This is a genomic window from Aeromonas sp. 602658 (genome assembly GCF_049173005.1).
Classification (GTDB): domain Bacteria; phylum Pseudomonadota; class Gammaproteobacteria; order Enterobacterales; family Aeromonadaceae; genus Aeromonas; species Aeromonas veronii_A.
The window spans coordinates 77,025-100,512 of sequence record NZ_JAAKRF010000013.1 but is presented as its reverse complement, the minus strand read 5'-3'; the positions used below and the strand labels follow the sequence as shown (position 1 = coordinate 100,512).

Below are 23,488 nucleotides of genomic sequence, written 5' to 3'. Positions count from 1 at the left end.
CAGAAGTGAAACGCGGTAGCGCCGATGGTAGTGTGGCATTCGCCATGCGAGAGTAGGACACTGCCAGGCACCCAATTAAACGGTGATGTGAAAGACATGACCGGCTGCGAGGATGACACCTCATAAAGAAGCGGCAAATGATTTAGCGCAAGCTAACCGAATGCGGAGCGGTAGTTCAGTCGGTTAGAATACCGGCCTGTCACGCCGGGGGTCGCGGGTTCGAGTCCCGTCCGCTCCGCCACTAATTTGAAGGCCTTCCCTATTGGGAAGGCCTTTTTGCTATGGGCGTTTTTACCCACTGACCCCGATGGTTGCACACCAGAATCAACAAAAAGCCCTGCTTCACGACCGGGCTTTTGTATTTTTGGCGCCTTAAACCACCAATATCTGGCTTTTCCCTGCCAAGTAAGAGTGCCAGATAGCCGGTTATTCCCACCATTTCTATCTATATCTGCGTTATATCAGCTTCATTTACAGCCATTTGAATGATCCTGCAGGTGGTCAAATCAGGCTTCTGCCGCTTGCTGACTACAGGGCAGTTCCATATTGACCACCCCCTCTTCCATTTGCACATCGATCTTGAAGCCCAGCAGCTTGGTGTCAACTTGGCGAGGTTGGGAATACCGAGATTGCCGGATTAATCAGGTACCGCTCAAACAAAGAGGCCTTCCCGTCGGGAAGGCCTCTTTGCTTTATCTATCAGCTGATTACCATCACTCGGTCGATTTATCAGCGCTTCTCTTTGTTGCCAATGCTCAGGCCGAGCTTGATGGAGAGGGCTGCCAGTAACAGCAGCATCATGATCAGGGAGAAGAAGTTGCTGCCAAGTTCCGGGTATTGCACCTTGAGCAGCGCAGAGTGGCCGAAGACACCGATAAAGAAGCAGAGCAGGGTGCAGATGGGGGTGTTGCCCACCATGGGTTCATGGCGATAGTGCTGGAACAGCTGATAGGCCGCCAGCCAGAGGGCAATCAGTGGAAAGAAGGAGAAGGGCACGACTGAGTTGGTCAGCACGGCCAGAGATGCATCGCCACAGATACCAATCAGCATGGCCATGGCGAGCGGTTTTTTCGGGATCATAAGCTGTTCAGTCATATCGTTCTCCATCCTGTGGTCATGGGTGAGGTTCACGGCGCTTCTGGTTTTGTACCTCGGCGCCCATGGCGATCATCCGCAGTTGGCGAATTGTTCGGTCGGAGAGTGCACGGCACTCTTCGCTGGTCATGTCGAGTGCATCGGCACCGGCACTGAAGACGATGGTGACCATGGCTTCTGCCTGGATGTAGGCATCTTCCCGTGGTGCTTCTGTGGTGGCTTCCAGATAATCGGTCAGCTCTGCGATAAAGTGCTGGATTTCGCGAGCCACCGCCTGACGAAAGGCGGCCGAGGTGCCGGAGCGTTCCCGCAGCAGCAGCCGGAAGATGTTGGGGTTGTTCTCGACGAACTCCATAAAGGTCTGCACCGAGGTGCTGATGACACTGCCACCACCGGCAATGCGCTGGCGTGCCTGTCGCATCAGTTGGCGCAGGGTAAGACCTCCTTCGTCAACCAGGGTCAGGCCCAGTTCCTCCATATCGCGAAAGTGGCGATAGAAAGAGGTAGGAGCGATACCCGCTTCACGAGCGACTTCCCGCAGGCTGAGATTGGAGAAACTCCGATTGGCGCACAGTTGGCTGAATGCAGCATCGATCAATGTACGCCGGGTTTTTTCTTTTTGTTGAGCGCGAATACCCACGAAATCAGTCACCTTCAGCTTATTGAGGCCAAATGATAACCCGAAGGCGCCTCAGGATCAGGTTTGTATCCTACTTTTTTACCATTGACCGTGAGGAAATCACCATAGAAAATGGCTAACAGCTGTTCGCTGAAAGGATGCAATGAGATGGCCAGACCCCCCATTATTTTCACCAATACCCTGCTGTTCTCCCTCTCCGGGATAGTGGCGTTGATTGTCGTGCCCTGGTACGGCGTGAGCCACGGTTACGATTTCTGGCAGTGGGCCAGTTTCCTGTTGTTGTTCTGCCTGAGTGGTCTCTCCATCACCGCAGGCTATCACCGGCTCTGGTCGCACAAGGCTTACAAGGCGCACCCCGCTTTGCAGTGGTTATTTGCCATCGGCGGTGCGTTGGCGCTACAGAATTCGGCCCTGCACTGGTCGGCCGATCACCGCCGTCACCATCGTCATGTGGATGACAACGATAAAGACCCCTACAGCGCGGGGCGCGGCTTCTGGTATTCCCACATCGGCTGGATGTTGCGGGAGCATCAAGGAGATCGCTATGGCGATTACAGCAATGTGCGTGACCTGCAGAACAACCCGGTGGTCGCGTTTCAGCACCGTCACTATCTGACGCTGGCACTGGCGGCTAATCTGGGACTGCCGCTGCTGCTCGGCCTGTGGCACGGGGACTTGCTCGGCATGTTGCTGTTGGCGGGCGTGCTGAGGATGGTGATGACTCACCACACCACCTTCTTCATCAACTCGCTGGCCCACATCTGGGGCTGTCAGCCCTATACCGATCGCAATACCGCTCGCGATAACGGCATCCTGGCTTTTTTCACCTTTGGCGAGGGGTACCACAACTTTCACCACCTGTTCGAGAATGATTATCGCAACGGCATTCACTGGTGGCAGTTCGATCCGACCAAGTGGTTGATCTGGCTCGCCTCCTGGTGTGGTCTGGCGGGGGATCTCAGATCCTCGCCGGAGGAGCGTATCGAACAAGCCCGGCTGCAGATGCAGCTGAAACGGGCACAAGCCAAGTTGCGCAAGCAGGAAGATCGCGAACTGTGGCAGGCGTTGCTTCAGGAGGAGTACGACAAGCTGAGCCAGCAGTTGCAACACTATTACGCCAGTCGCAAGCGGCTGCTGGAGCTGCGCAAGCGCAAGGCGCTGGCGCGCTATGACCGCCTCAAGCTGCAACTGGAGTACCGGGCCCTGCGTGACGGCTTTATCGCTGGTAAACGCAACTGGAGTCGTTTGCTGGCAGGTATTGCATGATGCCGTCCGGTTATCACACAGACTAAAAGAGAAGACCGCCTGCTGGCGGTCTTCTCTTTGGTATGCATGTTTGAACGGGCTAGTTGGTTTGGCTCTGCTTTTGCTGCAACTGATCCAGCGCCTGTTGCTCCTGCTGGCTGAGACCCAGTTGTTCGCAGGCCTGCTCAAAGCTGATCCCCAGATGGCGCATCATGATATCCAATAACGGGAGGGCTTAGTTGGCTTGGCTCTGCTGTTGCTGCAACTGATCCAGTGCCTGTTGCTCCTGCTGGCTAAGACCCAGTTGTTCACAGGCTTGCTCAAAGCTGATCCCCAGATGGCACATCATGATATCGATGGCGGGCAGATAGTTCTTCATAGCTTCTTCCATGGTGATCCTCCAGACCCGTCACTTATGCCCTGAACCACTCGGTGCGGCAATTAGACTTTAGGCTTAGTCTGTCCATTTGATAAGCACCCCTGCCACTGGGGGAGGGAATTTGTTACCCTGCACCATGATAAAAACGGTTGCCGTATGACTGCGAGCAACAGGTGAGGAGCAGGGCATGTTATTGAGTTTCTTGATCATCGCTTCAGGTTGGTGGCATATCCGTGCTGCCTATGGTTCAGACAGCCGCCAGTTCTATATCAGCAAGCCGCTGACCATGCTGCTTATCATCGCGTTGGCGTTCGGCTACCAGAGTTATGACCACGACGGTTCCCATGCCTGGATCCTGCTCGGCCTCTGCCTCTCGCTGGCGGGCGATGTGCTGCTGATGTTGCCAAGTGATCGCTTCATTCAGGGGTTGGCGGCATTTCTTGTCGCGCATCTCTGCTATATCGTCGGCTTTGCCCAAGGGCCGTTGTTGCTCAATCTGGTGGATGGTTTGCTGCTGTTGCTGATCGCCGGCATGGTCTTTGGCCTGCTGTGGGGCAAGCTTGGGGAGATGCGGATCCCGGTCTTCTGCTACATGCTGGTGATCATCGGCATGGCCTGGGTGGCTGCCGGGGCCTGGCACGCCTCTCTCACAGCCGGTTCTGCCGCCGCTCTGGTGGGGGCACTGATGTTCCTCTTCTCCGACAGCATGCTGGCGCTCGATCGCTTCCGCCGCCCCTTTCCCCACGCCCGCGCCTGGGTGATGAGCAGCTATTTTGCGGCGCAATTCCTGATTGCGGGGTCGCTGGCGGGATAACGCCTTCTGGTTGAGTGCAGGTAACAGATAACGAAAAACGGGCATTGGCCCGTTTTTCGTTTTATGCCCGGCGTTTTTCACGCCTCTAGCGGTTCGGCATCCGCTGCCCGTGGGGCGGGGGATTTGAGCAACAACATCAGGCCGCTGGCGAGCAGCAGGAAGATCCCCATGATGTAGAACACCTGGTTGTAGGCCATGATGGCCGCTTCCCGGTTGATGGTATTGGCCAGCATGGCGTGGGCTTGCTGCTCGGCCAGCTCGGGGCCGGAACCCTGTGCCATCATGCTCTGGGCCAGCTGCAGCAGATAGGTTTGTCCCTCGATACTGCTGGCGGCCAGAGTGCTGCCAATTTGCAGCACATGGGTGCGGGTATCGTTATCGAGCATGGTCGCGATGATAGCGATACCGAACGCACCACCGAGGTTGCGCAGCACGTTGAGCAGGGTCGAGGAGGAGGGAATCTCGTCGTGGCTCAGGCTGGCGGTGGCGACCAGGGAGAGCGGCACCATGATGAAGGGCTGCCCCAGCGCCCGCACGATCAGTGACTGGATCAGCTGCGGCCCGGCGTAGTCGGCACTCATGTTGACGTTCATAAAGCAGCTGACTGCGAAGATCAGGAAGCCGAAGCTCACCAGATAGCGCGGGTCTATCTTGTGGGTCAGCCTAGGTACCAGCGGTAGCACCAGCAGTTGCGGCAGCCCCATCCACATCAGTACCTCGCCGATCTCCAGCGCGTTGTAGTTGTGGATCTGGGTCATGTAGAGCGGCAGTACATAGATGGAGCCCATCAGCGCCATGCCGAGGATCAGATAGGCGAAGCAGGCCAGCGCGAAGCGCGGGTTGTGCAGCAGCCGCAGATTGACCAGCGGGTGACGGCGGATCAGCTGGCTGATGACGAAGAACACCAGCGCCACCGCCGAGATGACTGCCAGTCGCACGATGAAGCTTGAGCCGAACCAGTCTTCCCGGTTGCCTTCTTCCAGTACCACCTCCAGCAAGCCGAGGCCAAGCGCCATGGTGACAATCCCGATGAGATCCACCCGCTTGATCACGGCCCAGTCCACCGGTTTTTTATCAAGCCCGTGGGCCAGCATGGCCATCACCAGCAGTCCCGGCGGCACGTTGAGATAGAAGATGTAGTGCCACGACATCTGCTCGGTGAGCCAGCCGCCGAGGGTCGGGCCGATGGCGGGGGCGAAGGTGGCGCAGAGGCCAAACAGCGCCATGCCAGTGGCCCGCTTCTGTAATGGCAACAGGGTGACGATGAGGGAGAAGGCCATCGGGATCAGCGCCCCGCCAGTGAAGCCTTGCAGCGCCCGGAAGACGATCATGCTGGTGAGGTTCCAGCTGAACGAGCAGAGCACCGAGGCGGCGATAAACGCACCGGTGGTCCAGAGCAGGTAGCGGCGCACGCTCAGCCCCCGGCTCAGCCAGCCGCTCAGGGGGATGGCGATCATCTCCGCCACCAGATAGGAGGTGGAGATCCAGGAGCTTTCGCTCAGGGTGGCCGACAGGGCCCCCTGAATATCCTTCAGGGAAGCATTGGTGATCTGGATATCGAGGATGGCCATGAAGGCGCCGATAAGGCCCCCCATGACCGCGATCCAGTTGCGACGTGGAATGGGTTCCATCAGTTGGCAGCCACCACGGGCTCAGGAGTGCGGGTATCCACGATCACTTCGGTGGAGAGACCCGGCAGCAGCTTGCCTGCCAGCGGGCCTGGCTCGGGGATGCGGATCTTCACCGGTACCCGCTGCACGATTTTGGTGAAGTTGCCAGTGGCATTCTCCGGTGGCAGCAGAGCGAACTTGGCACCGGTGGCCGGGGCCAGGCTGTCGATGATCCCCTCGACCGGTTGATCCGGGTAGGCATCGAGCACCACTTCGACCTTCTGGCCCGGCTGCATATGGGCGAGCTGGGTCTCCTTGAAGTTGGCCTCGACCCACACCTGCTGCAGCGGCACCAAACTGGCGACCTGCATGCCGGACTGGACGTAGAGCCCTTCCCGCAGGCTGCGCTTGCCGATGATGCCGTCGGCCGGTGCCCGCAGTTCGGTGTAGCCGAGCTCCAGCTTGGCCTGCTCCAGTTGTGCTTCGCTCAATGCCAGCTTGGCCAGATTCTGTTTGCGCTCGGCATCCAGTACCAGCAGTCGCTCACGGGCCGCCTGCAGGGCGGCTTGGGCCTCCCGGGCTTGCGCCTGATTGACCTGCAGCCCGGCACGCACCTCGTCCAGACTGTCTTGCGAGCTGTAGTGGCGCTGGTTGAGCTGACTGATCCGGTTGACTTGCTGGCTGGCGCGCAGCTGTTCGGCATTGGCGGAGGCGACCTTGGCCTCGGCCTGCTGGATCAGGCTCAGTTGTTGGGTGCGGGTGGCCGCCAGATTTTCGGCCGTCGCCTGATTGAGGCGCAGGTCGGCTTCGGCCTCCGCGACCCTGGTTTTGTATTCGCGATCATCGAGACGGGCTATCAGTTGGCCCGCTTTGACCGGCTGGTTGTCGGTGACCAGCACTTCGCGGATATAGCCGGGCAGCTTGGAGCTGATCCCGGTCACTTCACTTTGCAGATAGGCGTTATCGGTGCTTTCAAAATAGCGGCCGTGAAGATACCAGTAACCGGCGAACAGCAGACCGAGCAGCGCCAATATCATGGCTGCCAGCAGGGGAATTTTTTTGTGTTGACTCATTTTTGTGATTCCTGAACTTAAGGGGCGCAGGCTAACACTGGTCAACTGTTTCGATTAGTATTGGTTCACGAGATATACAGTTTCACTGGTGCAACAATGGATCTCAATGCCGCGTTAATTCTGGTGCGTATCGTCGACAAGGGCTCGTTTACGGGGGCCGCCCGCGAGCTGGGGATGACCAAGGCGATGGTCAGCCGCCGCATCGCCGAACTGGAACAGCGGCTCGGAGTGCGTCTGCTCTATCGCTCCACTCGTCAGCTCACTTTGACCGAGGAGGGGGAGAAGTACTACCTGCACTGCAGCAAGGCGGTCGATGCCCTGACCGAAGCCGAGCTGATGCTGAGCGCCAGCCAGCAGGAGGTGACCGGCACCCTCAAACTGGCGGTGCCCATCGAGACGGGGCAACTGGTGGTCGGGCGCTTGGTCGCCAAGTTTTTGCAGGCCTATCCCGCCCTGCAGGTGGAGCTGGAGCTGACCAACCGGGTGGTGGATCCCATCAGTGAAGGGCTGGATGCGGTGGTGCGGATTGGCGATATGAGCGACTCCAATCTGGCGGCGCGCCGACTCTGGAGCACCGGACGGCTGCTCTGTGCCAGCCCGGACTATCTGGCCCGCAGCCCGGTCATCGAGCGGCCGGAGGATCTGGCCAACCACGAGCGGGTGACGGTGAGCAGCGGGTTTCTCGCCTCTCATTGGTGCTTCGAGCTGGATGGCAGAGAGGTGCTGGTTGACCCCCCATCCCGTTTTCGGGTCAATAATATTACCTGTGCCCGGGAGGCGGCGAAGGCGGGGCTGGGGTTGGCCTCGCTACCCGCTATGCTCTGTCAGGATGAGCTGGCCAGCGGTGAACTGGTGACCCTGCTGTCCGAGTGGCAGCAACCCAGAGTCCCTATCTATCTTTTGTTTCCGGAGCGGCAACTGATGCCGCGCAAGTTGCGGGCATTCATCGATTTCATGATTGAGAACGGCGCCGAGTTTGGCATCGACAAGCTGTTATAAGGGGGAGCTATGGATAACTGGATCAATCTCTATCGCGCCTCTCATACCCTGGAGGCACACGCCCTGAAAGGGGCGCTGGAGGTCGAAGGGGTGGCGGTGCGTCTCAATGGCGATGGCCTGTCAGGCGCTTTTGGCGATCTGCCCGTTGACCTGCTGCAGGTGACCTTGATGGTCAGGGCCGAAGATCGCAGCAGAGCAGGGCGGGTTATCGAGCGTTACCAGCAGCGGCAAGGTAATGGCTGGCTGTGCGGTCAGTGCGGGGAGGAGAACGGCGCCAACTTCGAAGTGTGTTGGCGCTGTCATCACGATCCCCACGACAGCTAATCTTTCTCCCGCTAGCGCGGCGGGAACTCGATATCTTCCCCTGCGCTGGCATCGTGATAGGTCGTCAGATCCAGCTCGTTTTCGCTGCGGGCGATCAGCACCGACACCAGAATATCCCCCGATACATTGACCGTGGTGCGCGCCATGTCGAGGATCCGGTCAATCCCTGCAATCAGTGCCACCCCTTCCAGCGGCAAGCCCACCGCCGTCAGGGTCAGTGTCAGCAGCATCAACCCGGTGCCAGGGGTACCTGCCGTACCGATACTGGCCAGGGTGGCGATGCTGATGATGGTCAGATAATCGACCATGTGCAGATCCACCCCGAATGCCTGAGCCACGAACAGCGCTGTGACCCCCTGATAGAGGGCGGTGCCATCCATGTTGATGGTGGCGCCGATGGGCAGCACCTTGGCGGTGATGGCGGGGGAGACTCCCAGTCGCTTCTCGGCGCAGGCCAGACTGATGGGCAGGGTGGAGTTGCTGGAACTGCTGGTAAACGCAACCGCCTGTGCATCAACGATGCTCTTGAAGTAGTGCAGCGGATTGAGCCGTGCCAGCAGGAGCAGCAGGGTGCTGTAGACCCCGAGCACGTGCAGCAGGCAGCCGAGGTAGACGGCGCCGATCACCTTGAGCAGCGGCAGCAGCAGGTCGAGACCATACTTGCCGGTCATCCAGGCCATCAGGGCGCAGACACCGTAAGGGGCGAGCGCCATCACCATCTGGGTCAGTTTGAACATCCCCTCGGCCAGCGAGGTGAAGAAGAGGATGGCGGGACGGCCACGGCGACCGCTGGCATTGAGGGCGACCGCCAGCGCCACCGCAAAGACGATCACTTGCAGGATCTTGCCATCCACCATCGCCTGTACCGGATTGCTCGGTACCAGATGGCTCAGCACGCTGGCCAGGGTTGGTGGTTCCGACATACCGACCCGCTCATAGGGGCCCATGTCGGCACCCATGCCGGGTTCCAGCAGCCAGCCCATCATCAGGCCGATGCAGATGGCGATGGCGGTCGAACAGAAGTAGAGGCAGATCGCCTTGCTGCCGATGCGATCGAGGGCCTTGCCCTTGAGCAGCGAGGTGAGACCAGCGATGACCGAGCAGAAAATGAGGGGCACCATCAGCATCTGGATGGTGTTGACGAACAGGACGCCAAGGGGCTTGAGCAACAGGGCTTGCTCTTCAAAGCCGACGCCCAGACCCACCCCTGTCAACATGCCGATCAGGGTCTTGAGCCAGAGTGGTCGGCGGGTCCAGATCTGCCAGGGCTTGAGAGCCTCTCCATGGAACAGCATGACGCCAATATCCTTATACATTGTCTGCGATGGCCAAAAAGGGGCGCCAGTGTAGCGATCCCTGACGCGGGTTGCCACATTATCGACAAAGCGGTGGCGGTGACCACTCCCCTGACCAGGTAATGCGCAATTTATTGGCCTATATCAAGATCCCTCCGGGCGTGGAGATATTTAATTGGCATTAAATATGTTCATTATTGAGGTGAGAGATGTCGCAATCGGTTCATGGTCACGAAGTGATGGAGATGATGCTGACGCAAGGGGGGCAATTTACCCGTGCCAGCCTGAAACAGGCGATGGCCGAGCGGTTCGGTGCCGAGGCCCGTTTTCATACCTGCAGCGCCAGCGAGATGGATGCGGAAGCGCTGATCGACTTTCTGGCTGCTCGCGGCAAATTCATCGACTCGGCCGAGGGTTTCCAGACCCGTGCCGACAAGATCTGCAACCACGGTTAATCCCGCTGCGAGCGCATCATGGCGCTCGCTCAATTCTTCGCCCTTTGCTATATTTCGCCCCCTCTCTTTTCCCTATTCAGGGCGTAGCCCGGGCGTTGTATGGATACTTTCTCTGCCGCAGTCATGCTGTTTCTGATCATGGACCCGCTGGGCAACCTGCCGGTCTTCCTCTCTATCCTGCGTCATATTGATCCCAAGCGACGTCGTAAGGTGATGGTGCGCGAGCTGCTCTTCTCGCTGGCCATCATGATGCTGTTCCTGTTCGTCGGTCAGCAGATCCTCGGCTTCCTCAACCTGCGGCAGGAGGCGGTCAGCATTGCGGGGGGTATCATCCTGTTCCTGATCGCCATCAAGATGATCTTCCCGAGTGAGGGGGGCGTGACCGGGCTGGCGGCGGGCGAGGAGCCCTTCCTGGTGCCGATGGCGATCCCGATGATCGCCGGTCCCTCGATCCTCGCCTCCTTGATGCTGCTGGCCAATCAGGAGCCCGCCCGGATGGTGGACTGGTCGCTGGCGCTCTTTATGGCCTGGGCCGCCAGCGCGGTGATCCTGATGTTCTACGAGGTATTCAACAAGCTGCTGGGTGAGCGTGGACTCACTGCGGTGGAGCGGCTGATGGGGATGCTGCTGGTGATGATCTCGGTCCAGATGTTGCTGGACGGGGTACATCACTATCTGGCGGTGACCGGTCAGGGCTGAGCGGTTTACATATTGAAGTGAATGAAACGGGGCTACGCAGAGCCCCGTTTTTTGTGCCGCCGAGAAGGGGGGGCGGTCACCCGTGAGTGGTCGCAGCGGGTTCTAGTTTGCTCATGATGAGGGAGAGCAGCAATTCTCGCAGCCAGCGGTGGCCCGGATCCTCGCTGTGACGCTGATGCCAGATGAGCAGATGGGAGATGCTGTCCAACCCGATGGGCAGCGGCAGCTGTAACAGCGGATAGACCTGGGTGGCGTGGCGAGCGTAGAGCCTGGAGAGGGTCACTATCATGTCGGAGTGCATCCCCATCCGCAGCGCCGCCTCGAAGGAGGGGACGGTTGCCTCGATACGCCGGTAGAGATCCTGCTCTGCCAGCTTGTGATCCAGCATCCAGCGGTCCCTCCCCTCGCAGTAAGTCTGCACATGGGGATAACTGAGGTAGTGCTCCAGATTCCAGTTGGGCTCCCGCAGCGCGGGGTGGTGCTGCTGCACCAGACAGGTGAGATCATCGACCGCCAGCACTCGCTGACAGATGCTGTCGGGCAGGGTATCGAGCCGATAATCGGAGCTGATGCAGTTCTCCCGCACCGCGAAGGCGATGTCCACCTGTCCCTGACTCATCTCGGTCAGGCTGTTCTCGGTCCACTCCTCGTAACGCAAGCGGATCCTTGGTGCCTGCCGCTTCAACTCGCTCAGGTAGAGCGGGGCAAACAGGGTAAAGGCGCTGTCCATGCTGGCGATGACGAACTCTCGCTCCGAGCTGGCGGGGTCGAACTCGGGCGGCTGGATCAGGTTATCCAGCGACAGCAGGATGGGTTGCAACTGCTGTTGCAGCGCAAGGGCGCGGCCGGTGGGTTCCAGCCCGTAGGCGGAGCGGATGAAGAGGGGATCATTGAAGGTATCGCGCAGACGGCCGAGGGCTTTGCTGACCGCGGACTGGCTCAGATGAAGGCGGCGTGCCGCCTTGCTGCCGTTGCGCTCTTCCAGCAATACCTGCAGGATAATCAGCAAATTGAGGTCGATGCGACCCAGTTGTTCCAGCAGCATGATATGAATCCTCTTCAATTCTAAGATGAATTTATACCATTTGTTTTCATATCTTGGCGATCTTATCCTCGAATGGTCTCAGGTTCGCATGAACCACTGGTACAGGATGTAGCGGTTGAGGGGACATGTAGCACAATCAATATGGCGACCTCAGGGTCGCCCTATTTTTTGGCTATGATTTATTTGCTCACTTGCACCTGCCTTGATTTTGCCCAACAATCCCTGCGCTCTATTTTGATACAAGTAACAGATATCTCTTTGTGAGGGAGTATCCCTATGGGACTCGGTGGAATTCATATCTGGCATATGCTGATCCTCTTGCTGGTCGTTTTGCTGGTCTTCGGCAGCAAGCGTCTTGCCAGTGCAGGTGAGGATCTGGGGACCGCCATCAAAGATTTTCGCAAGGCGATGCGTGACGACGCAAATCATCCGAAATAAGCAGTAGGAGTAGAAAATGTCTGTAGACGAGAAAGTTGAACTGAACGAAACCTGTGACAGCTGCGGCTGTTTTGCCGAGATCGGCACCATCATCGGCGAAGGCGACGATGTGATGGAGCTGGTTATTGAAGCCGCGGCCGAGGCGGATGCCCGCGCCAAGCTGGCTGCCTATGAAGCACTGGCCAAACAGGTCACCGCCGAAGCTCAAGTGAGCAGCGAACTGACCCAGGGCGCCAACGGCGTGATCCTGAAAGCCCGCCTGCAATTCACCTGCACCGCCGAAAAACTGATTTTCGAAATGCGGGCCCGCTCTATCTGAGTTGTCTGATAACGCGGCAGGTTTGCCTGCCGTGTTGACCCTTCTGCTGTGGGTCGGCGTTCTATAGTTACTCTATCCCACAGACGTTTGCCCGGCGCGAGTCGGCCAACAGAAGGCGTAAATATCATGACGCAGCGATGGATCTCTGCCCCCAATCCCACCCTCTATCGTGATCCGTGCTGCCAACAGGCAGCAGGCGTGACCTCAGCACAGGGGCAGCCATCGTGATGCGACGCTGGATTTGGGCTCTGCTGGCCCTCTGCTGTTTTTCCCTGCTGGCGGCTGAGCTCAAGCCGGTGCGTTTGCCCCAACCCGGGGACCTCGAAAGCATTCTGCAAAAGCGCGAACTCAGGGCTCTGGTGGTCTATGAGCGCGGTTTCTATTTTCTCGATCGCGGCACCCAGTACGGCATTCTGGTCAATCAGCTGCAAGGATTCGAGCGCTGGCTGAACAACACCTATCTCGCTAAAGAGAAGGTCAAACTCAAGGTGGTCTACATCCCGGTGCGGCAGGACAAGCTGCTGGACTATCTGACCGAGGGGCGTGGGGATCTGGTGGCGGCGACCATGACGGTGACCCCGACCCGGCGTGAACAGGTGGCCTTCTCCCGGCCTCTCATCTCTTCCATCGAGGAGTGGGTGGTTAGCCAGAACAGCCTGCCCGCCTTCAGCCGCATTACCCAGCTCTCCGGCAGGCGGGTCTGGGTGCGGGCCAGCTCCAGCTACTACGAGAGCTTGCGCCAGCTCAACTGGTTGTTTCGCGAGTTGGGGCTGCCCCCCGTCTATATCGAGACGGTGCCCGAATATCTACAGGATGGCGATCTGCTGGAGATGGTGGCCGCCGGCATTATTCCCCTGACGGTGACCGACAGCTACAAGGGGCGGATCTGGCTGAGTGGCATGATCTCCGGTCTCAAGGCTCACAAGTTGATCCCCCTGCGCAGCAACGGCACCAGTGGCTGGGCGCTGCGCAAGAACAGCCCCGAGCTGCTGAAAGCGGTCAATGGCTATCTGGCGAGCGTCAGCCGCAACAGCCTCTACAGCGACATGACCCTGCGCCGCTTGCTGGTTCGCAGCGATCAGATGAGCAATATCCTGGCGCCGGATCCTATGGGGCGCCTCGCGACCATTCGCAAGGTGCTGGAGAAGTACGCCAATCAATACGATCTCGACTGGCTGATGCTGGCGGCGCTTGGCTACAAGGAGTCCGGCCTCAATCCCAAGGCGCGCTCGCCCAAGGGGGCCGTGGGCCTCATGCAGTTGCTGCCCAGTACGGGGCGGGAAGTCGGCATCAACGGCGCCAGACTCACCACGCTGGAGGGAAATGTGGAGGCCGCCTGCCGCTACATGCGGTTGATCCTCGATACCTACTTCAATGATCCCAAGCTGGATCGGCTCAACCGCCACCTGTTTGCCCTCGCCGCCTACAACGCTGGGCCGAACCGGGTGCAGGCGCTGCGAGGCAAGGCGGAGAAACTGGGACTCGATCCCAACGTCTGGTTCGGTAACGTGGATCAGCTGGTGGCCAACGAAGTCGGACAGGGGCCGATCAACTATGTCGGCACCATCTACAAGTACTACGTGGCCTATCGTTTCAGCCTGCCCCAGATCGAGGGCAAGGCTGCCGCTATCGAAGCGGCTCAGCCCTGAGCCGGTTGACCGGCAGGGTCGCCTGCACGGTCGGCAATTGCCAGCCACCGTCCCTGTGTTGCAAAAACCAGTGAGCAGGGCCGGTGGCCGGGATGAGATCTGGCTGGCTGAGCTGGCCCAGATAGCGCAACATCGGGGTATCATGCAGTTCCATCAGCAACTCCTTTTGAATATGTGAAGAGGCTCGCCAGCGTTATGACACCCGGCCATGACAGCAGGATGACACCATGATCCCCGGATCCTTTGCCCTGATCGACGATCCCCAGCTGGCGCTCAAGGTGCGTTGTCACTGGATCCGCCATGCCCGCGAGCGGATCCAGGCGCAGTACTACAGCTGGGAGGAGGACAGCAGCGGCAAGCTGCTGCTGAGCGAGCTGCTTCACGCCGCCCGGCGTGGCGTCAAGGTACAGCTGCTGGTGGATGATCTCTATGCCGGTGACAACCGCTTTCTGGAGATGGTGGCTCACTACCCGGGGATCGAGGTGCGGCTGTTCAACCCCTTCTGGCTGCGGGGCTGGCGCCCGTTGGCACTGTTTCTGGAGGGGCTGCTCAGCTTTCGCCGCATCAACCACCGGATGCACAACAAGCTGCTGCTGGTGGATGGCAAGCTGGCGCTGATCGGCGGGCGCAACATCGGCGATCGCTACTTCGGTCTGGATCCGCAAGCTCCCTTCGTGGATCTCGATCTCGCCTGTCAGGGGGGACTGTGCCAGCAGATGGTGCAGGGGTTCGAGCAGTTCTGGCACAGCCGCTGGAGTCACCTCATCCGCCATCTGCTGCGCCGCGAGTTGCTGCCCGCCGAAATAGAGGTGGTCAACGACTTCCTGTTCACCATGACGGATCCGGCGGTGGCAACGGTCTACGAGCTGCCCGCGGCGCTGTTTGACGAGAGCGATGTGCCGCTGCAATGGCATGAGGGGCGGGCCGAGGTGTGGTTCGACCGTCCTGGCAAGGGGCTTATCTCCCGTCCCACCACTGCCCGTCAGCTCTGGCGCCAGCTGGCTGACAATCCCGGCTCGCTGGGGTTGGTGACCCCTTACCTCATCCTTACTCGCGGGTTCCGGCACCGTCTGGCGCGGCTGCGCCAGCAGGGGGTCGCCATCAACATTCTCACCAACTCGCTGGCCAGCACCGATGTGCCGCTGGTCTATGGCGCCTATCAGCGCTATCTCGGCTGGTTGCTGCGGCGCGGGATCCGCGTCGCCGAGTTTGACCATGGCCACGGCAGCCTGCACGCCAAGCTGATCCTGCTGGGGGAGGAGCGGGCGCTGTTTGGCAGCCTCAACCTCGATCCCCGCTCGCTGTTTCTCAATACCGAGCTGATGCTGCATCTGCACTGTCCGCCGATCTGCGAGGCGCTGCGAATGTGGCTGGCTCGCTGGCAGGAGCAGGCGGGTGGATTGCCGCGCAAACCCGAAGGGTGGTCAAGGCGACTGATAGCCCGCCTGAGCGACTGGTTGCCACTGCGCCGTTGGCTGTGAGGCGGCAATTTTTTGTGCGAGATCTCGCAAAGGCGTGTAGGCCTTTGCCGATGCACATCGCGGGTGAATAGCCATGATAGAGTCTATCTAACTGTTTTATAACCAGTTAATGGTGGTGACAAGGCTGTTTTTTGTACTCCAATGTGAATGGAATTGGCATAAAAACGTTTTTTATTTTGTTTTTATGCGTAATATTTCAGTTGCAAGGACAAACACGGCGGCTTGTCTGCCGTGTGGACGAAGGTTGTAACGGGTAGCTGGTCGGTTGCATCGCTGCAATTGGCGCGCACTTCAGATGGGTCGCGAACTATCGGAAAGTGAAACAGAGACCCGGTGTGGCCGGACTCCAATATGGAACATGCTATTTGCGAGGGGGTGACATGGACATGTCACCCCACTTTTTTGGTTCTTTGGCGAGTCTCGAGCCAATGAACGTTGGCCGCCAGGGGGCTGGTAAATAGCCTGACACGATATGGACCACTCTCGACCGCATTGAATCTCGGCAGCCCAGGTGAATGTAAAAAGGCCCCCTTGCATTAGCGAGGGGGCCTTTTTATCGGCCAGCGATCAGGGAAATATCAGCCCTTGATGCGCTCGATGCGGCCACCCAGACCCTGCAGCTTCTGCTCGATGTTCTCGTAGCCACGGTCGATGTGGTAGATGCGGTCGACGATGGTGGAGCCTTCGGCGACGAAGCCGGCTAGCACCAGGCTGGCAGAGGCGCGCAGATCGGTCGCCATCACCTGAGCCCCCTTGAGCTGAGCAGTGTCGCGGCAGATGGCCACATTACCCTGCAACTCGATGTCTGCGCCCATCCGTACCAGCTCGGGAACGTGCATGAAGCGGTTCTCGAAGATGGTTTCGGTGATCATGCCGGTACCTTGTGCCACCGCGTTCAGTACGGTGAACTGTGCCTGCATGTCGGTCGGGAAGGCCGGGTAGGGGGCGGTCTTGATGGTGACCGGCTTGAGGGTGCGGTCAGTCATGTCGAGGGTGATCCAGTCTTCACCCTTCTCAATCAGTGCACCAGCCTCTTCCAGCTTGACCAGTACCGCTTCCAGCAGGGTCGGGTCGGTCTTGCGGCAGGTGATCTTGCCGCCGGTGACCGCTGCACCCACCAGGAAGGTACCGGTTTCGATGCGGTCAGGCTGCACGCTGTAGTTGCCGCCGTACAGACGCTCGACACCGTCGATGGTCAGGGTGTCGGTGCCCGCACCTTGGATCTTGGCACCCAGGGTATTGAGGAAGTTGGCCAGATCGACCACTTCCGGCTCGCGTGCGGCGTTTTCGATCACGGTGCGGCCATCAGCCAGGGTTGCGGCCATCATCAGGTTTTCGGTACCGGTGACGGAGACCATATCCATCAGGATGTGAGCGCCTTTCAGGCGGCCATCGACACGGGCCTTGATGTAACCCTCTTCGATGGTGATCTTGGCACCCATCAGCTCCAGGCCGTGGACGTGCAGGTTGACCGGACGGGCACCGATGGCGCAGCCGCCGGGCAGGGAGACGTCAGCCGCGCCGAAACGGGCAGCCAGCGGGCCCAGCGCCAGAATGGAGGCGCGCATGGTCTTCACCAGCTCGTAGGGGGCGACGTGGTTGTTCACCGCACCGGTCAGCACGGTGACGTTGCCGTTGACCTTGGTGGTCGCGCCCAGCATCTCCAGCAGCTTGATGGTGGTGCCCACATCTTTCAGGCGCGGCACGTTGGAGAGGTGTACCTCTTCATCACAGAGCAGGGTCGCGAACAGGATCGGCAGTGCGGCGTTTTTGGCGCCGGAGATGGTCACTTCGCCGTTGAGAGTACAACGACCATCGATTTTGAATTTGTCCATTTTTACTTCGTTACCAAATCAGGAGGGCAATAGGAATTTACGTTCGCGTTTCCACTCGGCGTCGGTGAACGCCTTGATCGAGAGGGCGTGAATGGCGTTGCTGGCTATCTTGTCCATCAGCGGGGCATAGATGGCCTGCTGCTTCTTGACCCGACTCATGCCGTCAAACATGTCACCGACGGCGATCACTTGGTAGTGACTACCGTCCCCTTTGACATGGACTTCGGACAATGGCAGAGCCTCAAGGAGTATCGCTTCAATTTCAGAGACTTGCATTATGCGTCCTCAGTTGTGAGCGGGGTTGATTGAAACAGCCCGGCCACCCCGTAGAGGTTGGCCAGGGTATAGAAATCACTGGAGGCGCCCACCAGTTGCGGTGTGGCGCCTCGCGCTAATACGGCTTTGGCCCATTTGACCAGCAGGGCCAGTCCGGCAGAGTCGAGGGTGGTGACGCCGCCGAGCTCGAGCTGGTCGTCCTGCCACCATTCAGCGCGGCGTTGCCACAGGTCATTGACCTGTGGCGCCTGCAGCTCACCGCTGAGGGTCATGGTTTGAGTACCAGCGGCTTGGCGTTGTGTTCGCGCAACTGGGCGATCACCGCATCGATGCCGTTCTGGCGGATCAAACCGCCCAGCTCGCTCTGCTTGGCGGAGAGCAGGCTGATCCCCTCTGCCACCATGTCAAAAGCTTTCCACTCGCCGGTCTTGTTGTTCTTGCGCAGCTTGAACTCGAGGAAGATGTCCGGCTTGCCGGCCTCTTTCACGCTGACGTTGACGGCGGTGATATTGCCGCTGGGGGCTTTGCCCGGCTCGACCTTGACGGTCTGCTTGTCAAAATGGGCCAGCGCATCGGCGTAGGAGCTCACCATGTACTCGGTGAACACCTCGACGAAGGCATTGCGCTGCGCTTCGGTAGTCTCTTTAATCTGGTTGCCAAGCACCTTGTAGGCGGCGAAGCGGTTGTCCACATAGGGCAGCAGCTCTTCGCGGATGATCACCCGCAGGTGGTCCGGATTGCTTTTCACCTGGGCCTGATCAGCTTTCAGGCGGGCAAAGGTCTGCTTGGCAGCCTGATCCACCAGCGCGTTGGGGTCGGTAGCATCGACTGCGGCCTGGGCAGACAGGGAAAAGAGCATGCTGGTCATCAGACCCAGCAGCAGGGCGATTTTCTTGAACATGATTACTCCTTCTTGCTGTCTGATTTGCTGTCGGAGGATTGGCTGTAGAGGAACTTGCCAATCAGATCTTCCAGCACGATGGCGGATTTGGTGTCTTCAATCAGGTCGCCATCCTTGAGCATCTCGGTGCCCATCTCCTCATCGCTGAAGCCGGGGGCCAGACCGATGTACTGCTCGCCGAGCAGACCGGAGGTGAGGATGGAGAGGGAACTGGTATCGGCGAACTCGCCAGCGCTCTTTTGCATCATCAGGGTCACTTCGGGCACCTGGGTTTTCGGGTCCAGTACGATGTCGCTGACCCGACCGACCACCACGCCGCCGACCTTGACCGGCGAACGGACTTTCAGGCCGCCGATATTATCGAAATGCGCGCGCAGGGTATAGGTTTCTCCTTCCGGTTTGAAGCTCAAACCGGCCACTTGCAGGGCCAGTGCCAGAATGGCACCGATGCCAGCCAGCATGAAGGTGCCGACCAGGAATTCTACTTTGCTGAACTTCATCTTTACCTTATCCAAACATGACTGCAGTGAGTATAAAATCCAGGCCGAGCACGGCGAGGGATGAGTGGACCACGGTACGGGTCGTGGCCTGACTGATCCCGGCCGAGGTTGGCTTGGCATCATAGCCGTTAAAGAGCGCAATCCAGGTGACCACCAGGGCGAAAATCAGGCTCTTGATGGCGCCCTGCATGATGTCTTCATGCCAGTCGACGGAGGCCTGCATGGCAGACCAGAAGCCCCCTTCGTCGACGCCTAGCCAGTCCACGCCGACCAGCTTGCCGCCGAAGATACCGATCAGGCTGAACATAAAGGCCAGCAGCGGCATGCTGATGACGCCAGCCCAGAAGCGGGGGGCAACCACCCGGCGCAGTGGGTCGACCGCCATCATCTCTAGGCTTGAAAGTTGCTCGGTGGCCTTCATCAGGCCGATTTCAGCGGTCAGGGCCGAACCGGCACGGCCGGCAAACAGCAGCGCCGTGACCACAGGCCCCAGCTCCCGCAGCAGGGAGAGGGAGACCAGCGGTCCCAGGCTCTGCTCTGCGCCGAAATCCTTCAATACGTTGTAACCCTGCAGCGAGAGCACCATGCCGATGAACAGGCCGGAGACCAGAATGATGGCTACCGACTGTACGCCCACCACATACAACTGCTGGACAAGCAGCGGGAAGTGCTTGCGCGGTTCGGGTTTGCCCGCCAGCGCATGGAACAACATGATGGTGGCGCGACCGACGGAGCTGATAAACCGCACTCCGACCCGCCCCAGCTTGCTTATTTGACTTATCAACATCAGAGATCCTGTAGCAGATCGCCTGCCGGAAAATGAAACGGAACAGGACCATCGGGCAATCCTTTGAGGAACTGCTCGACTTCGGGATTGTGCTCCTCGCGCAGCTGATCCGGCGTACCGTGCGCCACCACCTTGCGATTGGCAATGATGTAGGCGTAATCGGCGATGCTCAGCACCTCTTTTACATCGTGGGTGACGATGACGGAGGTGATACCGAGGGCATCGTTCAGCTCCTTGATCAGCTTGACCAGCACCGCCATGGTGATGGGGTCCTGCCCGACAAACGGCTCGTCATACATGATGAGGTCGGGGTCAAGGGCGATGGCCCTAGCCAGCGCCGCCCGGCGCGCCATGCCGCCGGAGAGCTCGGAGGGCATCAGTTTCGCCGCGCCGCGCAAGCCCACCGCTTGCAGCTTCATCATGACGATGGTGTGGATCAGCTCCTCCGGCAGGCCGGAGTGCTCCCGCAGCGGGAAGGCCACGTTGTCGTAGACCGTCATGCCGGTAAACAGGGCGCCACTCTGGAACAGCATGCTCATCCGCTTGCGCACTTCATAGAGGCGCGAACGGGAGAGGGTGGGGATGTCTTCCCCGTCAAACAGAATGTGACCGGACTCCGGCTTGAGCTGGCCACCGATCAGCCGCAGCAGGGTGGTTTTACCGATGCCGCTCGGGCCCATGACGGCGGTTACCTTGCCACGAGGAATGGTCAGGTTGATCCCGTCATACAACAGCCGATCTCCGTGACTGAAGGTCAGATCGGAGATGGTGATCAGGTCATTGTTCAAACAATTGTCCATCCGGTGTAAATGAGGTGCGAATTTTATGGGGTAGTCTAGGTCTAAGCAACAGCAAGGAACAACTATTGAACAGGCTGCAAGCCCATTTGCACGACAGTTTTCTGTAACAAAGTGCGTCATCGAGAGCGGGACTTGCCATCCGATTCGCTTATCCGGGCAGACTTTTTTATAATCCCGCAGCTAATTTCGGCCCGGAGCTGTGTCTTTATGTCTGTAAAGCCTGAGAAAGTGTCTGAACTGTTCGATTTTCGTCGCAGTGCCCGCGCGGTGCTGGACACAGAAAAGCAAGCCATTGATGGACTCTATCAGTATCTGAACGACGCCTTCGACAAGGCGTGCGAAATGGTGCTGCGCTGCGGTGGCAAGATAGTGGTCACCGGCATGGGCAAATCGGGCCATATCGGCAGCAAGATCGCCGCCACCCTCGCCAGCACCGGCACACCGGCCTTCTTCCTTCATCCGGGAGAAGCGAGTCACGGCGATCTGGGGATGATCTCCAGTGGCGACCTTATCATCGCTATCTCCAACTCCGGCGAGAGCGACGAAATCCTGGCTCTGCTGCCTGTGCTCAAGCGCCGCGGCATTCCGCTCATCTGTATGACCGGTAATCCCGCCTCTACCATGGCCAAAGAGGCCAATGTGCACCTGTGCATCAAGGTGGAGAAAGAGGCCTGCCCGCTGGGTCTGGCGCCCACCTCCAGCACCACGGCAACCCTGGTGATGGGCGATGCCCTGGCGGTCGCCCTGCTGGAAGCGCGCGGTTTTACCGCCGATGACTTCGCGCTTTCGCACCCGGGCGGTTCCCTTGGCAAGCGTCTGTTGCTGCGGGTTGGCGACCTGATGCACAGCGGTGAGCTGTTGCCCCGGGTAGGGATAGATGCCACCATCAGCCAGGCGCTGCTGGAAGTGAGCCGCAAAGGACTCGGTATGACGGCTGTGGTCGATGGCAATGGCCTGCTGGCCGGGCTCTTTACCGATGGCGACCTGCGCCGCATTCTTGACCAGCAGATCGATATCCATCACACCCCCATCAGCCGTGTGATGACGGCCAACTGTGTTACCGTAGGCCCAGAGATGATGGCTGCAGAAGCCGTCAAGCTGATGGAAACGAGAAAAATCAACGGATTACTGGTGGTGGATGGTGACAAGCGCCCGCTCGGCGCCTTCAACATGCACGACCTGCTGAAAGCCGGAGTAATTTGATGCAAAACGTACCGACCCTCTATGGTCCGGTGACGCGCAGCCAGTTCGACAAGGCGGCGCAAATCCGCCTGCTGGTGTGCGATGTGGACGGGGTGCTCTCCAACGGCCTCATCTACATGGGAAACAACGGCGAAGAGCTGAAAACCTTCTGCACCCGTGATGGTGCGGGCATGCGAGCACTGCTCAATGCCGGGATCGAGATCGCCATCATCACCGGGCGCAACTCCCGTATCGTCAGCGATCGGATGAAAAGCCTGGGGGTGGCTCATGTGGTGCAGGGGGCTGATAAAAAGCTGCCTCACTTCGAAGCGCTGCTGGCCAAGCTGGGGCTGACTGCTGAACAGGCCGCCTATATGGGCGATGACACCATCGATCTGCCGGTGATGGCCGCCTGCGGCCTGGGTATCGCGGTGGCCGATGCCCATCCGCTGGTGCTGAGCCGTGCCGATATGGTGACTCGGCTTGGCGGTGGCATGGGGGCGGTGCGCGAGGTGTGTGACCTCATTTTGCAGGCGCAGGGCCACGACGATTATCAGCCCGAGGCCTCGGTATGAGCAGACAGACCCTGTTGTTTGCCCTGCTGTTTCTGGTCGCGCTGGTTGCCTGGCAGTTGGGCAAGGTTGAGCTGGTGCCTGAGAGCGCCGTCAAAATCGAAAACTATCAGCCGGATTTTGTCGCCAAAGATCTGGTGACCACCCGTTTTGATATCAACGGCAAGCGCACCGAGCGGCTGGAGTCGACCTACGCCGAGTATTATCAAATCCTCGAGCAGGCCACTTTCGACAAGCCGGTGGTCTACATGTATGACGATCAGGGTGCCGCCGAGTGGAAGGTGACCGCCGAAACCGGCGTGCTCAACACCGGCGACAACGTCATCCTGCGGGACAAGGTGCATCTGGATGGTCTGCTGCCCACCTCTTTCATCTCCACACTGGATACCCCCTATCTGGAGCTGGATCTGGTGACACAGGATGTGCGCAGCAACCGAGAAGTGAACATTCTGGGTCGGGATTTCCAGACCCAAGGGGTTGGCCTCAAGGGCCATCTGGACCGCAAATATTTTGAGTTACTGGATCAAGGCCATGCCATCTATTTCAATGAAAAACGCTAATCTGGCCCTCGCAGCCCTGTTGTTGTGTGGTGCGGTGACTGCCAAAGAGTCCGACTTTGCCGAGAAGGTCTACGTCGATGCCGTCAAACAGGTGGCCGAGATGCAGGACAACCGCATCACCTTCGAAGAGGATGTGACCATCAATCAGGGCACCATCCGGATCAAGGCTGACAAGGTGGTAGTGACCCGTTCCGGCGAGAAAGGGGCCGAGGTGATGACTGCCTACGGCAAGCCCGCCACCTTCTTCCAGATCCTGGATAACGGCAAGCCGGTCAATGCCCACGGCAATACCATCCGCTACGAGCTGAAGAACCGTCTGGTGACCATCACCGGCAACGGTCAGCTCAAGCAGGAAGATAGCCAGGTCAATGGCGATCTGATCCGCTACGACATCGTCAAACAGAAGATGATTGCCGAGAGCAAGAGCCCGAGCCAGCGGGTCAAAACTGTATTCCTGCCGGATCAGGTAGAGAATTTCGATAAGCCCGCCGACCAGAAGAAGCAGGGAAAATAAG

General features: G+C 59.1%; 29 protein-coding genes and 1 tRNA gene. 15 read left to right on the top strand and 15 right to left on the bottom strand.

Annotated features, from left to right (window positions below):
• Window positions 1-164: 164 nt before the first annotated feature.
• Window positions 165-241, top strand: a tRNA-Asp gene (locus G5253_RS11780).
• A 488-nt stretch (window positions 242-729) separates the two neighbouring features.
• On the opposite strand, the gene G5253_RS11775 is transcribed toward G5253_RS11780, so the two are convergent.
• On the bottom strand, window positions 730-1,095 hold the full coding sequence (locus tag G5253_RS11775) for a YijD family membrane protein (protein ID WP_019444675.1): 366 nt from the start codon (window positions 1,093-1,095) through the stop codon (window positions 730-732).
• 19 nt (window positions 1,096-1,114) lie between these two features.
• A complete protein-coding gene (gene fabR / locus G5253_RS11770; protein ID WP_005339921.1) occupies window positions 1,115-1,735 on the bottom strand; it encodes an HTH-type transcriptional repressor FabR in 621 nt (206 codons plus the stop codon).
• 147 nt (window positions 1,736-1,882) lie between these two features.
• Between fabR and G5253_RS11765 the strand changes: the two genes are divergently transcribed.
• Window positions 1,883-3,001, top strand: a complete 1,119-nt coding sequence (locus tag G5253_RS11765) for a fatty acid desaturase (RefSeq protein WP_266134922.1) — start codon at window positions 1,883-1,885, stop codon at window positions 2,999-3,001.
• 214 nt (window positions 3,002-3,215) lie between these two features.
• Here the strand turns inward: G5253_RS11765 and G5253_RS11760 are convergent, their stop codons facing one another.
• Complete coding sequence (locus G5253_RS11760; RefSeq protein ID WP_005348505.1) at window positions 3,216-3,371, bottom strand: hypothetical protein; 156 nt, start codon at window positions 3,369-3,371, stop codon at window positions 3,216-3,218.
• A gap of 175 nt (window positions 3,372-3,546) precedes the next feature.
• Here G5253_RS11760 and G5253_RS11755 point away from each other — a divergent pair, with 175 nt between their 5' ends.
• Window positions 3,547-4,173, top strand: a complete 627-nt coding sequence (locus G5253_RS11755; RefSeq protein ID WP_005348507.1) for a lysoplasmalogenase — start codon at window positions 3,547-3,549, stop codon at window positions 4,171-4,173.
• A gap of 77 nt (window positions 4,174-4,250) precedes the next feature.
• Here G5253_RS11755 and G5253_RS11750 read toward each other — a convergent pair whose 3' ends face one another.
• Together G5253_RS11750 and G5253_RS11745 are read right to left on the bottom strand one after the other, a co-directional pair.
• Window positions 4,251-5,804, bottom strand: coding sequence for a DHA2 family efflux MFS transporter permease subunit (locus tag G5253_RS11750; RefSeq protein WP_201987115.1), 1,554 nt, complete (start codon window positions 5,802-5,804; stop codon window positions 4,251-4,253).
• Window positions 5,804-6,856, bottom strand: coding sequence for an HlyD family secretion protein (locus G5253_RS11745; protein ID WP_021231553.1), 1,053 nt, complete (start codon window positions 6,854-6,856; stop codon window positions 5,804-5,806). The genes G5253_RS11750 and G5253_RS11745 overlap by 1 nt, the downstream gene beginning before the upstream one ends.
• A 96-nt stretch (window positions 6,857-6,952) precedes the next feature.
• Between G5253_RS11745 and G5253_RS11740 the strand changes: the two genes are divergently transcribed.
• Both G5253_RS11740 and G5253_RS11735 read left to right on the top strand, forming a co-directional pair.
• Window positions 6,953-7,855, top strand: a complete 903-nt coding sequence (locus G5253_RS11740; RefSeq protein WP_266134921.1) for a LysR family transcriptional regulator — start codon at window positions 6,953-6,955, stop codon at window positions 7,853-7,855.
• Between the two features lie 9 nt (window positions 7,856-7,864).
• Window positions 7,865-8,179 carry a DUF2007 domain-containing protein gene (locus G5253_RS11735; protein WP_005341811.1) on the top strand — a complete coding sequence of 105 codons (315 nt, stop codon included), beginning with the start codon at window positions 7,865-7,867 and terminating at the stop codon, window positions 8,177-8,179.
• An 11-nt stretch (window positions 8,180-8,190) separates the two neighbouring features.
• Here G5253_RS11735 and G5253_RS11730 read toward each other — a convergent pair whose 3' ends face one another.
• Complete coding sequence (locus tag G5253_RS11730; RefSeq protein WP_266134920.1) at window positions 8,191-9,474, bottom strand: dicarboxylate/amino acid:cation symporter; 1,284 nt, start codon at window positions 9,472-9,474, stop codon at window positions 8,191-8,193.
• Between the two features lie 209 nt (window positions 9,475-9,683).
• On the opposite strand from G5253_RS11730, the gene G5253_RS11725 reads away from it, so the two are divergent.
• Window positions 9,684-9,929 (top strand): YecH family metal-binding protein, encoded by a 246-nt coding sequence (locus G5253_RS11725; RefSeq protein ID WP_266134919.1) that lies wholly within the window; start codon window positions 9,684-9,686, stop codon window positions 9,927-9,929.
• Window positions 9,930-10,028: 99 nt separating this feature from the next.
• Window positions 10,029-10,628, top strand: coding sequence for a YhgN family NAAT transporter (locus G5253_RS11720; RefSeq protein WP_041202392.1), 600 nt, complete (start codon window positions 10,029-10,031; stop codon window positions 10,626-10,628).
• A gap of 76 nt (window positions 10,629-10,704) precedes the next feature.
• Here G5253_RS11720 and G5253_RS11715 read toward each other — a convergent pair whose 3' ends face one another.
• Window positions 10,705-11,673 (bottom strand): LysR family transcriptional regulator, encoded by a 969-nt coding sequence (locus G5253_RS11715; RefSeq protein ID WP_005357635.1) that lies wholly within the window; start codon window positions 11,671-11,673, stop codon window positions 10,705-10,707.
• Between the two features lie 276 nt (window positions 11,674-11,949).
• Here G5253_RS11715 and tatA point away from each other — a divergent pair, with 276 nt between their 5' ends.
• The 3 genes from tatA (at window position 11,950) to G5253_RS11700 (ending at window position 14,079) form a co-directional block, all read left to right on the top strand.
• Window positions 11,950-12,111 (top strand): twin-arginine translocase TatA/TatE family subunit, encoded by a 162-nt coding sequence (gene tatA / locus G5253_RS11710; protein ID WP_139732154.1) that lies wholly within the window; start codon window positions 11,950-11,952, stop codon window positions 12,109-12,111.
• Window positions 12,112-12,127: 16 nt separating this feature from the next.
• Complete coding sequence (locus tag G5253_RS11705) at window positions 12,128-12,430, top strand: YfcZ/YiiS family protein (RefSeq protein WP_101531245.1); 303 nt, start codon at window positions 12,128-12,130, stop codon at window positions 12,428-12,430.
• A gap of 227 nt (window positions 12,431-12,657) precedes the next feature.
• Window positions 12,658-14,079, top strand: coding sequence for a transglycosylase SLT domain-containing protein (locus tag G5253_RS11700; protein ID WP_227341810.1), 1,422 nt, complete (start codon window positions 12,658-12,660; stop codon window positions 14,077-14,079).
• Here the strand turns inward: G5253_RS11700 and G5253_RS11695 are convergent.
• Entirely contained in the window at window positions 14,057-14,233 is a 177-nt protein-coding gene (locus tag G5253_RS11695) for a hypothetical protein (protein ID WP_005339947.1), read from the bottom strand. The two genes, G5253_RS11700 and G5253_RS11695, sit on opposite strands and share 23 nt — an antisense overlap.
• 73 nt (window positions 14,234-14,306) lie before the next feature.
• Here G5253_RS11695 and G5253_RS11690 point away from each other — a divergent pair, with 73 nt between their 5' ends.
• Window positions 14,307-15,560, top strand: coding sequence for a phospholipase D-like domain-containing protein (locus G5253_RS11690; RefSeq protein WP_266134918.1), 1,254 nt, complete (start codon window positions 14,307-14,309; stop codon window positions 15,558-15,560).
• Between the two features lie 578 nt (window positions 15,561-16,138).
• Here the strand turns inward: G5253_RS11690 and murA are convergent.
• The 7 genes from murA to mlaF are packed head-to-tail and all read right to left on the bottom strand — an operon-like array spanning window position 16,139 to window position 20,659.
• Complete coding sequence (gene murA, locus G5253_RS11685; protein WP_266134917.1) at window positions 16,139-17,395, bottom strand: UDP-N-acetylglucosamine 1-carboxyvinyltransferase; 1,257 nt, start codon at window positions 17,393-17,395, stop codon at window positions 16,139-16,141.
• An 18-nt stretch (window positions 17,396-17,413) separates the two neighbouring features.
• Window positions 17,414-17,671 (bottom strand): BolA family iron metabolism protein IbaG, encoded by a 258-nt coding sequence (gene ibaG / locus G5253_RS11680; RefSeq protein WP_005306001.1) that lies wholly within the window; start codon window positions 17,669-17,671, stop codon window positions 17,414-17,416.
• Window positions 17,671-17,943, bottom strand: a complete 273-nt coding sequence (locus G5253_RS11675; protein ID WP_005336352.1) for an STAS domain-containing protein — start codon at window positions 17,941-17,943, stop codon at window positions 17,671-17,673. The genes ibaG and G5253_RS11675 overlap by 1 nt, the downstream gene beginning before the upstream one ends.
• Window positions 17,940-18,572 carry an MlaC/ttg2D family ABC transporter substrate-binding protein gene (locus G5253_RS11670; protein WP_005336350.1) on the bottom strand — a complete coding sequence of 211 codons (633 nt, stop codon included), beginning with the start codon at window positions 18,570-18,572 and terminating at the stop codon, window positions 17,940-17,942. The genes G5253_RS11675 and G5253_RS11670 overlap by 4 nt, the downstream gene beginning before the upstream one ends.
• Window positions 18,573-18,574: 2 nt before the next feature.
• Window positions 18,575-19,072 (bottom strand): outer membrane lipid asymmetry maintenance protein MlaD, encoded by a 498-nt coding sequence (gene mlaD / locus G5253_RS11665; protein WP_005336348.1) that lies wholly within the window; start codon window positions 19,070-19,072, stop codon window positions 18,575-18,577.
• 7 nt (window positions 19,073-19,079) lie between these two features.
• Entirely contained in the window at window positions 19,080-19,859 is a 780-nt protein-coding gene (mlaE, locus tag G5253_RS11660; RefSeq protein ID WP_005336345.1) for a lipid asymmetry maintenance ABC transporter permease subunit MlaE, read from the bottom strand.
• Window positions 19,859-20,659 carry a phospholipid ABC transporter ATP-binding protein MlaF gene (gene mlaF, locus G5253_RS11655; protein ID WP_005336343.1) on the bottom strand — a complete coding sequence of 267 codons (801 nt, stop codon included), beginning with the start codon at window positions 20,657-20,659 and terminating at the stop codon, window positions 19,859-19,861. The genes mlaE and mlaF overlap by 1 nt, the downstream gene beginning before the upstream one ends.
• A gap of 207 nt (window positions 20,660-20,866) precedes the next feature.
• Here mlaF and G5253_RS11650 point away from each other — a divergent pair, with 207 nt between their 5' ends.
• From G5253_RS11650 to lptA, 4 genes are read left to right on the top strand one after another with little or no spacing between them, the layout of a single operon-like run.
• Entirely contained in the window at window positions 20,867-21,862 is a 996-nt protein-coding gene (locus tag G5253_RS11650; protein WP_005356672.1) for a KpsF/GutQ family sugar-phosphate isomerase, read from the top strand.
• On the top strand, window positions 21,862-22,416 hold the full coding sequence (gene kdsC, locus G5253_RS11645) for a 3-deoxy-manno-octulosonate-8-phosphatase KdsC (RefSeq protein WP_047438734.1): 555 nt from the start codon (window positions 21,862-21,864) through the stop codon (window positions 22,414-22,416). The genes G5253_RS11650 and kdsC overlap by 1 nt, the downstream gene beginning before the upstream one ends.
• Window positions 22,413-22,973: an LPS export ABC transporter periplasmic protein LptC gene (gene lptC / locus G5253_RS11640; protein WP_005336338.1), complete on the top strand. Its 561-nt coding sequence runs from the start codon at window positions 22,413-22,415 to the stop codon at window positions 22,971-22,973. The genes kdsC and lptC overlap by 4 nt, the downstream gene beginning before the upstream one ends.
• Window positions 22,960-23,487, top strand: coding sequence for a lipopolysaccharide transport periplasmic protein LptA (gene lptA, locus G5253_RS11635; protein ID WP_040068817.1), 528 nt, complete (start codon window positions 22,960-22,962; stop codon window positions 23,485-23,487). The genes lptC and lptA overlap by 14 nt, the downstream gene beginning before the upstream one ends.
• Window position 23,488 lies beyond the last annotated feature (1 nt).